General features: G+C 48.3%; 12 protein-coding genes, 1 tRNA gene and 2 pseudogenes. 11 read left to right on the forward strand and 4 right to left on the reverse strand.

Annotated features, from left to right (window positions below; genetic code table 11):
• The 4 genes and pseudogenes from H6F80_RS11960 to H6F80_RS11975 all read left to right on the forward strand — a co-directional run.
• Positions 1-560, forward strand: a 560-nt coding sequence (locus tag H6F80_RS11960) for an RNA-directed DNA polymerase (protein WP_190791777.1), incomplete at its 5' end; no start/stop codon positions are given.
• Between the two features lie 53 nt (positions 561-613).
• Positions 614-769 (forward strand): annotated as a pseudogene (locus H6F80_RS11965) (hypothetical protein); the annotation flags it as partial.
• Positions 770-892: 123 nt separating this feature from the next.
• Positions 893-1705, forward strand: a complete 813-nt coding sequence (locus tag H6F80_RS11970) for a formylglycine-generating enzyme family protein (protein WP_190791778.1) — start codon at positions 893-895, stop codon at positions 1703-1705.
• Between the two features lie 105 nt (positions 1706-1810).
• Positions 1811-2416, forward strand: coding sequence for a Uma2 family endonuclease (locus H6F80_RS11975; RefSeq protein ID WP_190791779.1), 606 nt, complete (start codon positions 1811-1813; stop codon positions 2414-2416).
• A 43-nt stretch (positions 2417-2459) separates the two neighbouring features.
• On the opposite strand, the gene H6F80_RS11980 is transcribed toward H6F80_RS11975, so the two are convergent.
• Positions 2460-2684: a Uma2 family endonuclease gene (locus H6F80_RS11980; RefSeq protein WP_190791780.1), complete on the reverse strand. Its 225-nt coding sequence runs from the start codon at positions 2682-2684 to the stop codon at positions 2460-2462.
• A gap of 134 nt (positions 2685-2818) precedes the next feature.
• Positions 2819-3100: a hypothetical protein gene (locus tag H6F80_RS11985; RefSeq protein WP_190791781.1), complete on the reverse strand. Its 282-nt coding sequence runs from the start codon at positions 3098-3100 to the stop codon at positions 2819-2821.
• Between the two features lie 222 nt (positions 3101-3322).
• Between H6F80_RS11985 and H6F80_RS11990 the strand changes: the two genes are divergently transcribed.
• Positions 3323-3387 (forward strand) — tRNA-Thr (locus H6F80_RS11990).
• Positions 3388-4427: 1040 nt separating this feature from the next.
• Here H6F80_RS11990 and cas12k read toward each other — a convergent pair.
• Positions 4428-5009: a type V CRISPR-associated protein Cas12k gene (gene cas12k / locus H6F80_RS11995; RefSeq protein ID WP_347277868.1), complete on the reverse strand. Its 582-nt coding sequence runs from the start codon at positions 5007-5009 to the stop codon at positions 4428-4430.
• A 320-nt stretch (positions 5010-5329) separates the two neighbouring features.
• On the opposite strand from cas12k, the gene H6F80_RS12000 reads away from it, so the two are divergent.
• The 6 genes from H6F80_RS12000 (at position 5330) to H6F80_RS12025 (ending at position 11634) form a co-directional block, all read left to right on the forward strand.
• Positions 5330-5950 (forward strand): tyrosine-type recombinase/integrase, encoded by a 621-nt coding sequence (locus tag H6F80_RS12000; protein ID WP_199296526.1) that lies wholly within the window; start codon positions 5330-5332, stop codon positions 5948-5950.
• 356 nt (positions 5951-6306) lie between these two features.
• The gene (locus tag H6F80_RS12005; RefSeq protein ID WP_190791783.1) at positions 6307-6633 is read left to right on the forward strand and encodes a nucleoside triphosphate pyrophosphohydrolase; all 327 of its coding nucleotides are present in this window, start codon (positions 6307-6309) and stop codon (positions 6631-6633) included.
• 32 nt (positions 6634-6665) lie between these two features.
• A complete protein-coding gene (locus H6F80_RS12010; RefSeq protein WP_242067308.1) occupies positions 6666-8783 on the forward strand; it encodes a DNA phosphorothioation system restriction enzyme in 2118 nt (705 codons plus the stop codon).
• Positions 8784-8789: 6 nt separating this feature from the next.
• Positions 8790-8954, forward strand: coding sequence for a hypothetical protein (locus H6F80_RS12015; protein WP_190791784.1), 165 nt, complete (start codon positions 8790-8792; stop codon positions 8952-8954).
• On the forward strand, positions 8951-11011 hold the full coding sequence (locus H6F80_RS12020; protein ID WP_190791785.1) for an AAA family ATPase: 2061 nt from the start codon (positions 8951-8953) through the stop codon (positions 11009-11011). Before H6F80_RS12015 ends, H6F80_RS12020 begins: the two co-directional genes overlap by 4 nt.
• A gap of 53 nt (positions 11012-11064) precedes the next feature.
• Positions 11065-11634, forward strand: coding sequence for a Uma2 family endonuclease (locus H6F80_RS12025; protein ID WP_190791786.1), 570 nt, complete (start codon positions 11065-11067; stop codon positions 11632-11634).
• Positions 11635-11812: 178 nt separating this feature from the next.
• Here H6F80_RS12025 and H6F80_RS12030 read toward each other — a convergent pair.
• A pseudogene (locus H6F80_RS12030) lies at positions 11813-11918 on the reverse strand (IS630 family transposase); the annotation flags it as partial.

Raw genomic sequence — 11918 nt, forward strand, 5'->3', positions numbered from 1 at the left:
CGGTAGAGCGACGAAAAGGACTGCCGATCGGCAACCTGACCAGCCAGTTTTTTGCCAATGCCTATCTGAATGGCTTTGATCATTTCGTCAAAGAACAACTCAAAGCCCAGTGTTATCTCAGATTTGTAGATGACTTTGCCCTGTTTTCAGACGATCGATCGTTTCTGGAAGCGGCACGAGGAGCGATCGAACAGTATTTGACCGCTCTGCGTTTGCGGCTACACCCAGTCAAAAGCCAACTCTTTGAAACCAGACAGGGTGCAAATTTTGTGGGGTTTCGGATTGTGCCGACGGGTAAAGCCTTTCCCAGAGAAGTTCAGATTCGGGTCCGAAACAGCAATTTAAGACGGGCACGGCATCGGCTGCGACATTTACAGCAAGATTACACTGCCGGACAGCTTTCCCTGGCAGAACTGGTACAGCGATTGCAAAGCTGGGAAGCCCATCTGCGGCATGGAGACACTCATCAACTGCGCCGCCAAATCTTCGATCGCTGGATATTCACCGCCCCGCCTGAGCCAAGCTCCTTAAAGATTTCAGCATCATTAGAGACGAATTAGATAGTCTGGCAGTACGCTATAAGCGGGGTTAGGTCGGCAAACGCGGCGGTTCCTGGAACAACAATCCGAGGAATTGTCGATCTGCCTATCGCAACAACAATTCGCCCGACAACCGCAACAACAATATTGGTTTTCGTGTAGTTTGTGTTGCCCCGAGCACTCTTCTCATGCCAGAGCCAGTCGATGGGATATTGACTGGGAGTGTTTAGAAGAGTCCAGACCTGCTCCTGTGATGCATTTGCATCCGAAAATCAAACCGGGTCAGGTAGCTTGGTAGCTGTGGCGAACAGTTATTTGACCCACCTCAAAACATTGTCAAGTTGCATCCTGGCATGGCAGAACTGGTGATTCGTCGAGAGCGCAAGCAAGCCCGCTACTTCGTTGAGAAGCTGGGCGACACACTGGGGCTGGATATGATTCTAATTCCTGGTGAAACTTTCATGATGGGTTCTCCCGACGACGAACCAGAACGCAGCGGTGATGAAGGACCACAGCATGAAGTGAACGTTCCCACCTTCTTCATGGGACGCTATCCCGTGACTCAAGCCCAGTGGCAATTTGTCGCAGCATTGCCTCAGGCTAAACAAGCACTCGATCCCGACCCTTCCAGTTTCAAAGGAGATAACCGCCCTGTCGAGCGTATGTCCTGGTATGAGGCAGTGGAGTTTTGCGATCGTCTCTCTGCCTACACAGGACGAGAATACCGCCTACCCACCGAAGCAGAGTGGGAGTATGCCTGTCGTGCTGGAACCACAACGCCTTTTTATTTCGGCAAAACCATCACGACTGAATTGGCAAACTACGACGGCAACTATACCTATAATGATGGACCGAAAGGGGAATATCGAGAAGAGACAACTCCTGTAGATCATTTTGGCATTGCAAACGCCTTTGGATTATGTGACATGCACGGAAATGTTGATGAATGGTGTTTAGACCATTGGCATAACAGCTATGAGGGTGCGCCGATCGATGGGAGTGCCTGGATCAGTGAAGATGAGAATGCAAGTCGAGTCCTACGCGGCGGTTCCTGGAGCGGCGATCCGAGGCTTTGTCGCTCTGCCTATCGCTACGTCAATTCGCCCGGCTACCGCTTCTTCAATATTGGTTTTCGTGTAGTTTGTGTTGCCCCGAGGACTCTGTAACCCTTTACCCTCTTGCCCTTTTGCCCTTTACCCTCTTCTCTTTTGCACTCTTCCGCGCGAAGCGCGATCGAATTTTTTACAATTGCAGTAATCAAGGAGGGCGAAATGATTGCAATATCTCACAATCCACTCATGACCTTTCAGGAGTACCTTAAGTGGGAAACGCAGCAGGATTGTAAATACGAATATGTGGGTGGCGAAGTCTATGCCATGACAGGCGGCACCATTCCCCATAGTGCGATCGCCGTTAACCTTCTCGCTGCCCTCAGACCCCATGTACGCGGTCGCTCCTGCCAGGTGCTCAGTTCAGATGCAAAAGTCGCTATCAGCGAGACGGGTCCCGGCTTCTATCCTGACCTGAGTGTCACCTGTGACTCCCGTGATCAAGAAGCGATCGAGGCGATTCGTTACCCCTGCATTATTGTCGAAGTGCTTTCCCCCTCTACTGAGAGTTATGACCGGGGAGCAAAATTCGCTCACTATCGCTGCCTCAAAAGCCTGCGAGAATATGTTCTGGTTAGCTCCGATCGCATGAATGTTGAAATTTTTCGGCTCAACGAGCGCAAGAAATGGGAACTGACCCCCTACGCCGCAGGAGAAACCCTTCAACTCATTAGCCTTGATTTTGAGTGCCCGATCGAACTGCTGTACGAAGATGTAAAATTCTCACCTCAAGACAACGACGCGATCAGGACAGCCAGTTCATCGTGAGAGGATTGAAGCGACGCACGATCGAAATTTTTGCCCTTTTTTCCTATCCCGCCTGTCCGCCACTCAAGACCTGTTTTGCCGTCACTTCCAGTTCTGAAAACACCAGTGAATCGACAAGGGAATCTGCCCTAAACTCATCAGCATCATACAATCCCTCCACAAGCTTACATACCGTTACTACAGCCTGCATGGAATATACAATCCAATATTCTGCAATGTTAAGCACCGCATATTCTGCGCGTTTTGCGCGGTAGTCTGTCGATTTCAAAGCTGAGCCGTTGTGCGATCGCCATTGCTAGATCCCCCTAGCTGCCCGGTGGATAAATATAACGGTAATACGTTGGACGACTAATTTTTAAATGCTGTCAGATCGATGGAAGCAGCAATCCCACCCCAAGAGAACTAGGAGAGTTGAAGGTTCAGTTGACTAGAGATAGAGACAACAATTCCCTTTTTCCGCAGATCTCCCAAGGCTTTGTAGAGGTCGCCGTCGTTTAGCTCCCAGCGATCGCAGAAGGCAGCAACGTCGATCGCAGGATTGAGCTTACCTGGGTAATCAATCTGTAGTGCAAAGAAAACGTAGTCTCGATCGTTCGTTAGAAGCTTTAGGGTGCGGATACGGAGCAGTTCCTCATAGGTGAGGAGATACCCATTCGTTGGTGATGCAAATTCGTGTTGAAGCATGAGCATCTTAGTACATTTGCACTAAAAATACACGAATTATTTGTCGGCAGCAAGAAGGAGCTATCGCTTAAACTTTTGAACTGCGATTTTTTGTATTACACCCCTGCTTCGTCAAAGTTCTCTGACAATACCCAAACTTACCTAATTTTTTGTGATTGAGATAAAGATTGAGATAAAACTGGAAAAGATATTTCTATTGATTGCTAAAAAGCTTAACCAGCAAGGATTTGAGAAATACGACCAGCTGATTTGTAATCAGCCGGTCGCAGGTTCGAGTCCCGTCACCAGCTTTTAAGTAAAACAAGTGTACATTCGCGAACTGAATGTCGCAATTCGCAGATTAATGTCGTTTTCGGGACAATTTGCTGGAGTCTACCACATTTCGCAAATTAATGTCGCCTTTGTTTTACTTCAATCTTTTCGCAAATTAGTGTCGTTCCTGTCTTTTCAATAAACCTTTTGCTGGTTACAAATCAGCTGCTCCTTTCAGTCCTCCATTCATAAACCCACAAACGATCGCAACACAGGAAAAGTTTGTGGTTTCCTTAAGCCTAATTTCAGCCACCCATGCCTGAGAGGGCGATCGCGACGAGAAAATTGGTACTTTGCCTGAGTATTCCGTTATACTTTCAGCCCACCTATATCTGAGAGGGCGATTGCGACTTAGCGCAGTTTACGGTTCGACTCGTTATGAAGCCGTTCTTTCAGCCCACCTATACCTGAGAGGGCGATTGCGACTCCCAGCGCTAGAATCCTTGTACCATCTGCTTCCCTAAAGGAAATTGCCAAAGCTCGATTGCTCTTTGCAACAATCAACATTTATTTGCAATAACGAGCGTCAAACGTAGGCAACAAAAACCTTGGAAATTAGATTTCAGAAGGATTGTGTACGTTTGGCTAACCTTTCGGGATTTTGAACCTCGCTTCGGTTTGCCAAAAAATTATGGAGGACTCCCACAATGATTCGGGGCGATTCAGTAACTGCCACTCCAGTAACATCATCTGCATCTAAAAATCGAAGAGATAATGCTCCCGTACCTACCTTCAAAGGAGGCTTAACTCACTTCTGCTGGGCGCGCACCTACGCTACATTGGAAGAAGGGAATCGACGAATGCAGCTTCCCATCCCCATACAAATTCCGAGATCAAATTTGTACCAGGATGGCAGTCAGTGAGCGGACAGTTATCAGGGTCGGAAAGCACAGCCATCTCACGATGACCAAACTGACCCACATTTTTCACAGTTCAGCGGCTTAGAAAGCTTGAACTGCGGCGCTATTGACTCAAATATTAACTTGTCCAGGTTCAAATGTACCCAAAGGCAAGATTATTTTGTGGCGATCGCACGAGAGTGGTAGGTTGCGATCGCCAAATCTTTTGCCTGTTCTTGGGCGGTTCCCTTTGATGGTTGGAAGCCCGTCTCGACTGTGAGCCCTACTTGGTTAGCTTTAGAACAAATCGTTTCAAGAAGTCTGTTATAGCTCCATTGATGGATTGCCCTACGGAACTCTTTAGCATATTTGTCCTGAGCCTCAACCGAACCCGGACACTTCTGTTCAGCCTTTGCCGTGATCTCACTGGAGAGTAATTCTCGAAGATGCTTCAGGCTAGGAATCACGATGCTGCCCGCTTGATACTGTTGAGCCAGTTGAATGACGGACTGTGCCAGTAGGCGATCAACATACTGACCCAGTTCTGATTCTGAAGGTTGGTATGCTACGCCGCGCTTCTGATTTTTGTGACGTTGCAGGGCATTCTGCTTTTGCCGTTGTCGTTGACGGTTGAGGAGAGAGTAGCGATCGCCTAGTAATGTACGAGGAGTTCGATAAGTCAGAACATCTCCGGTTCTGCCGTTGACCACTGCCACTGTTATAGGCTGAGCCAACCCAACGCTAAGTCCAACTAAAATATAAGGTGCAGTCGGCTACGGCTACTGATGACACGACTCCTCTTAACCCTGCTGAGAGTCTAGATTTGGCTGAGATTTGGAATCGCTACAGGGAGGTGCGATCGCACAAAAAGTCAACATTTACGATCAGGATGTATGGATGGGTCGCAAATCATATAAGTAGGTGCCCCTATAAACGGCTGACTGAAGCTCAGGCTACCTTTGACTGGTTGAATGCTAACGTCCCTGCGGATTCTACAAAACGAGTTCTGACGCAGCTATCGGCAAGCTGCAAATGGGCGAAAAAGGTGGGGTTGATCGATTCCAACCCTTTTCAGGGAATGGCAGCAGAAATTGAGTTGGAAAAGTCTGAGGGCGAGGAGGAAGAGGAAATCTATCCTTTCACGACAGAGGAGCGCAATCGCATCATTACTGCCTTCAAGGCGGATCGCCACTACGGCAAATATGCCTCGCTTGTCGAATTCCTATTTTTCACGGGATGCCGACCTTCTGAGGCTCTTGCCTTGCAGTGGAAGCATATCAGCCAACATTTCATCACTTTCCGACGAGTTCTTATCTACGATGGCAAGAAACTGGTGATTCAGGATGGGCTGAAAACTCAAAAGCTGAGAAACTTCCCTGTCAATGCTCAACTCGCAGAAATCATTGCCACAATTAAGCCAAAGGATTGCCATCCAGAGTCCCTGGTGTTTCCTAGCCCCAAAGGGAAGTTTATCGATTGGCACAATTTCACGACTCGTGCCTGGACGAAGGTTCTTGCCTCTCTCTCGCAGGACACCTTACTGCCAGATGGTGAGGTACTGCCCAGCGTTGAATACCGCAATCCCTATCAAATGCGCCATACCTTCTGTAGCCTTTGTCGAGAGGGAGATATTGCCAGTATTCAACTTGCCAAGTGGGTTGGGAATTCGGCTGAGATGATTCGATCGAGTTTATGCTAAGCCTGTGAATCGTATCCCAGTTCCTATTTTGTAAACTTCCTATCGGCTTCGATAGCTTACAAGGTTAATAGATAGCTGGCGCTTTACAGCACGGCTTTGCCATTGCCGCAAGGATTGCCTCTATTTAATTACAGTAGTCGAACTGTTCCTTATTCAACTTAGAGACAAAAGGGTACATTTTACCCATTTTGGGACTAATCGAGGCAGTCAATACTTCTTGTGTTTATTTCACTGGTTAGAGGATGGCGCTAAGGTTGTCTCTTGCGTCAACCCACCATGCTTCTCTGTGATAATAAAACTATTGCGCAGGTTCACTGATATTCTCAGTCATATCGATTAAATTGACTTATAGATAGATGAGAAAGGTTTATAACAAGCTGGTACGTGATCGCATTCCCGAGATTATTGAGGAAGCAGGAAGAAAATGTGCGTCAGAGGTGCTATCGGAGGAGGAATATCAGCAAGCCCTACGCCAGAAGTTGATTGAGGAAGCACATGAAGTTGCCGAGGCTGACACTCAGGAACTGCCTAAGGAGCTAGCTGATTTGCTGGAAGTTATAGATGCGTTAATGGCAGTACATCAGATTAATCCTGCAACCGTTCGAGCAGAGCAGGAACACCGACGCGCAGAGAGAGGTGGATTTGAACAACGGCTCTTTTTGCTTTGGAGTCAGACGGGCTAGACTAAAGCAAACATATTGAAGGGCTGTTGGCGTTGAGTCTGAGTGATTTAGAGATTCAGGATGAATATCGGAGTGATAGCTGTGATCTGATTCAAGATTTTTATACTCCTTGTCTCGAAAACTCGGTCGTTTATAAACGAGCAGTTGGCTATTTCTCTAGTTCCTCAATGGCAGCGGCAGCAAAAGGCTTAACTGCTTTAATTCGTTCTGGGGGAAGAATGCAATTGATTGCATCCCCTCAGCTATCCCCTGAAGATGCAAACGCGATCGCTCAAGGACTGAAGCAGCGGGAAGCAGCCATTACCGATACCCTCTTGCGGGAGTTGGAATCTGAGTTTGACCAAGTCGTTCACGATCGCCTGACTTGTCTTGCCTGGCTACTGGCTAAGGGATTTCTAGAAATTAAGCTTGCTGTCCCTAAGATGATACGTGACCGGGGGATTTATCACGAGAAAGTAGGGATTTTCTCCGACAGCGAGGGTAATTTCGTCACATTTATGGGATCAGCTAATGAGAGCTACAGCGCCTTAATTGAGAATTTTGAGTGTATCGATGTTTACTGCTCGTGGGATATGCCCTTCCGTAGAAGAGCTTTGCGGAAGGTTGAGAACTTTCAGCGCCTTTGGGATAATCGGACTGAAAACTTGGATGTACTGGAATTTCCAGAAGCGGTGCAGCAGAATCTCCTGAGACTATGTCCTAGAGAGCCGCCGTTAATAGAACCCAGAGTGTCAGAGCCAAGCGGTGGCTATTCCACTTCCGGCTTGCCTCTTAAGGGAGTGCCCAAAATCCCCTCTTGGCTAAAGCTACGTCCTTACCAGCAGCAGGCGATCGCCAACTGGTTTGCCAACAAGGGACGAGGCACGTTGAAGATGGCAACGGGGAGTGGCAAGACGATCACGGCTCTGGCGATCACGGCTGAACTGTATCGGACAAGTGTTGAGCAAGATAAACCGCTCCAGGCGTTACTGATCGTCTGTCCCTACCGACATTTGGTGACTCAGTGGGCAGAAGAAGCTCGTCAGTTTGGCTTACAACCCATTCTGGCATTTGAAACGGTGAAAAGCTGGCAAGGAGAACTGCAATCTCAACTATTAGCAGTGCTTTCAGAAAATCAACAGTTTGTTACTGTGATTACAACGAATGCAACATTAATGCGAGACAGCCTCCAGTCTCAACTGCAATTTTTCCCGAAGCGATCGTTCATCATTGGGGATGAGGCACACAACTTAGGAGCAACCCGTTTAGAGTCAAGCCTGCCCCAAGAAATTAAACTACGATTGGCGCTCTCGGCTACGCCTGAACGATACTTTGATGAGCGCGGTACAAAGCGATTGCTTGAATACTTTGGTCCTGTTTTGGAGCCAGAGTTTACCTTGAAAGATGCGATCGCTGCTAAAGCGTTAGTTCCTTATCTTTATTATCCGGTTTTAGTAGAGTTAACAGAGCCTGAGATTGAGCGATATGAGGAACTCACCAGTCGCATTGGTCGAGCCATTGGGATCGGAGGCGATGCAGATGACAACGAGATACTAACGGCGCTACTGATGCAACGGGCGCGGATTGTAGGAGCAGCAGCCAATAAACTAAATGCTTTGCGCCAAATTATGTCCACGCGTCTGCAAACCAGTCATACCTTGTTCTATTGTGGTGACGGTTCTGTTGAGGACCAATTGACTGAAGAGAGCATTCGTCAACTTGAAGCGGCTACGGCTTTGCTACAAGACGAGTTAGGCTACCGAGTTAAAACTTACACAGCCGAAACTAGCCTGGAGGAGCGGGAAGAACTGCGCTACCAATTCATGCAGGGCATCCTACAGGGATTGGTAGCGATTCGTTGCTTAGATGAAGGCGTGGATATTCCAGCCATTCAAACTGCTGTGATCTTGGCGAGTAGTAGCAACCCTCGGCAGTTCATCCAGCGACGGGGGCGGATTCTGCGTCCGAGTCCAGGCAAAGAAAGGGCTGAGTTGTTTGACATGATTGTGATACCTCCTGATTTGGGACGGGAATCTTGGAGTATCGAGCGAAATTTACTGCGAAAGGAGTTGAAGCGGTTTGTTGAGTTCGCCGATTTAGCTGTCAATAGCGGACAGGCTAGAAAAGTACTGCTACTGCTGCAAGAAAGGTATCAATTATTAGAACTTTAAGTAAGTATGGCTTCAGATTATAACGACATTGAAGAACCGATTACGACTGCGCCCCCTGAAGTTGAAAAAATTATTCGGGAGGTGATTCGAGTGGAGAAAGAGAACTTACACTCGGATAGACCCAGGGTGAAAGCCGATATTCTCCAAATTATTAAGGATGCGGTGAAATGAAGCTAGTCTCGATGAAGCTGTTCAATTTCCGTCAGTTTTGGGGAGAAGTGGAGATTAATCTGGCGGGGCAGCCGGGACGTAGTGTTACAGTCATTCATGGTAATAACGGGGCAGGTAAAACCACACTGCTCAATGCCTTTACCTGGGTGCTATACGGTCAGCATACAGGGGCATTTGCTTCGCCAGAGCAGCATATTAATAAACGAGCCATTGCCCAAACTGCCTCAGGAAAACGAGTTGATTGCTGGGTCGAGGTTGTGTTTGAGCATAACAGCAATCGCTATCGTGCTAGACGATCGTGCTACATCGAGAAGTCGCATTCGGGTGAGTTGCCGATCGAACAGGGGGGAGAACTTGCGCTTCAGATCAATGGCAAATTGGTTCAGCCTCCAGAGGTGCCAGAAGACAAAGTGGGGCAGGTTTTGCCAGAGAGTTTGCATCGCTACTTCTTTTTTGATGGAGAGCGGATCGATCGCATTGTCAAATCAGAAAACAAATCAGAGATTTCTAAAGCCATTCGGACACTGCTGAGCGTGGAGGTGCTGGATCGGGCCATTAACCATTTGAAGGAAGCCTACCGATCGCTCAACAAGGAACTGGCAGAGCTTGGCGATCCAGAAACAAAGCGACTGGTGAAAGAGAAAGAAGACCTGATTGAGGAGAAGGCTCAACTGGAGGCTGGACGGGAGGAAATTGCATCTGAACTGGAGGCGTTTGAGGAGCAGAAGCAGAAAGTAACCGCGCAGCTACGTGACCTGGATAAGGTTGGGCAAATTCAGGAGCGGCGGGATGATCTGAAGCGACAGGAGGAGGAAATTCAGGCACAACTCGATCGCAGTGAAGATAAGCTGCGACGGACGATCTCAGCGAGGGGATATATGGTGTTTCTCACCGATGCGATCGCCCAGTTTCGCAATCTCGCCGATGAATTGCGGCAGCGCGGAGAATTGCCTGCCGGAATTAAGCAACAGTTTGTAGAAGACTTGCTGGAGGATGGGGCGTGCATCTGCGGCACCCAACTAGAGCAAGGGACAAAGGCTCGCAAGCAGGTAGAATCGTGGCTCGATCGCTCTGGGATTCAGCAGGTCGAGGAAGCGGTGATTCAGATGGGCGGTGAGGTGAACAGTATTGAGCGACAAATTCCAGAATTTTGGGCAGAGGTGGAGCAAGAGCAAGCCAGCATCGAAAATTTGCGGCGACATCTTTCGACGTTAGAGAACCAGCTTGACGACATCCGGGAGCAGTTGAAGGGCAGCGAAGATGTCAATGTCAGTGGTTTGGAAAAACGCCTGGAGGAGATTGAGGACAGGATCATTGACCTGCATCGGGAAGATGAAAATGTGGCGCGGGATATTGAGGAGTGCGAAGGAGAGATTGGCGATCTGAACAAGCAGATCAAGGACCTGAAGGCAAAGAGCAAGCAACAGGCCCTGATTCAGCGGCAGATGAAGGCGACAGATGATGCGATCGATCGCCTTACCCAAGTGCGATCGCGGGTAGATAGCAAGTTTAGGGTGGTGTTGGAACAGAAGGTTCGAGAGATTTTCCGGCAGGTGTCTTTTAAGACGCAGGTTCCTAAACTGACGGAAAACTATGAACTGGTGCTAGTCGAAAATTTAACCGATGGTGAGAGTATTGCTGCGCCTTCAACCGGAGAGAACCAGATTCTCAGTCTGTCGTTTATTGGCAGCATTATTGAGCGGGTGCGCTATTGGAGTAAGAAGCATTCGCTGATTGGGCTGGATAGCAGCAGTTTTCCAATCGTGATGGATTCGCCCTTTGGGACGCTGGATGAGAACTATCGGCGGCAGATTGCGAAGTTGATTCCCATGTTGGCGGATCAGTTAGTGGTGTTGGCAACGAAGACACAGTGGCGCGGTGAGGTGGAAACGGAAATGGAACCTTACATCGACAAGGAATATGTGTTGGTGTTTAACTCGGCAAAGCCTGACTGTGAGCCAGAGGCGATCGTCTTAAATGGAGAAACTTACCCACTGGTGCGGCAAAGCCCGAATGAGTTTGAATGGACGGAGGTTGTGGAGGTTGAGCGGCGTTAGAGTGGAGGTTGAGGGGTAAGGAGTACGAAGGATGGCGAGTTGGAGGATTTGGGATGACTGTTACAAAACAGACGATTTCAGACTATTTAGCATTAGAAGAAATTTATGAAGGGCAGCAAGAGTTTGTAGATGGAGAAATCATTAAGATGCCGCCCGAAAGCAACCTCAATGCCAGGATTTCTGTATTCCTGCTGGTATCGTTGGCGCGATTTGTGCCAGTGACATGGTTACGACACAAGGATATTGAGATTGTTGTAGCGGGTCGAGTGCGAATGCCGGATTTAATGGTTTTGGGGGAGGAGTTGGCGGCATCGCTATTGGCATCAGGACACAGCACGATTACAGGAGATATGCCTGCTCCCTTATTAGCGATCGAGGTTGTATCTCCAGGCAAGAAAAATGAGGATCGGGATTATCGGTTTAAACGATCGGAGTATGCAGCGCGAGGCATTCCTGAGTATTGGATTATTGATCCAATGAAAAAGCGAGTGTTGGTGCTAACGCTGGTTGATGGGCTGTATGAGTCGGTGGAATACCAGGGAAGCGATCGCCTCCTATCTACACTATTTCCTGAACTTGACTTAACGGTTGAGCAACTGTTACAAGCAGGAAGCGATCAGTGACCTGCAACGATCGCGCAAGGAACTGATTGCCTAGTTTATCTACTGAAAGCGATCGCCTCATCTGCAGTAACTCCAGCACCCTAACCTGGAAATCCTAAAGACAGCCCCACCTTAATTATCCACCCATTCAGCTCTCAAAATGGCAGATATCCGCATCAAGGTTGCAAAAGATATAGCTTTACGGATACACGTTCGAACAATGGTTGAAGGCAGCATCGACACAATCGCGAAAGCTATCAAATTCATCCCAGCGTTGACGCATCCAATTCTTGAGCACGAACCAC

The organism is Leptolyngbya sp. FACHB-711 (assembly GCF_014695615.1).
Taxonomy (GTDB): domain Bacteria; phylum Cyanobacteriota; class Cyanobacteriia; order Elainellales; family Elainellaceae; genus Leptolyngbya_A.

Bases quoted from the DNA above. Each gene is read 5' to 3' on its own strand.
- H6F80_RS11970 (WP_190791778.1), top strand. From the start codon at position 893: ATGGCAGAACTGGTGATTCGTCGAGAGCGCAAGCAAGCCCGCTACTTC.
- H6F80_RS12000 (WP_199296526.1), top strand. From the start codon at position 5,330: ATGGCAGCAGAAATTGAGTTGGAAAAGTCTGAGGGCGAGGAGGAAGAG.
- H6F80_RS12025 (WP_190791786.1), top strand. From the start codon at position 11,065: ATGACTGTTACAAAACAGACGATTTCAGACTATTTAGCATTAGAAGAA.
- H6F80_RS12020 (WP_190791785.1), top strand. From the start codon at position 8,951: ATGAAGCTAGTCTCGATGAAGCTGTTCAATTTCCGTCAGTTTTGGGGA.
- H6F80_RS11975 (WP_190791779.1), top strand. From the start codon at position 1,811: ATGATTGCAATATCTCACAATCCACTCATGACCTTTCAGGAGTACCTT.
- H6F80_RS12005 (WP_190791783.1), top strand. From the start codon at position 6,307: ATGAGAAAGGTTTATAACAAGCTGGTACGTGATCGCATTCCCGAGATT.
- H6F80_RS12015 (WP_190791784.1), top strand. From the start codon at position 8,790: ATGGCTTCAGATTATAACGACATTGAAGAACCGATTACGACTGCGCCC.
- H6F80_RS11985 (WP_190791781.1), bottom strand. From the start codon at position 3,100: ATGCTTCAACACGAATTTGCATCACCAACGAATGGGTATCTCCTCACC.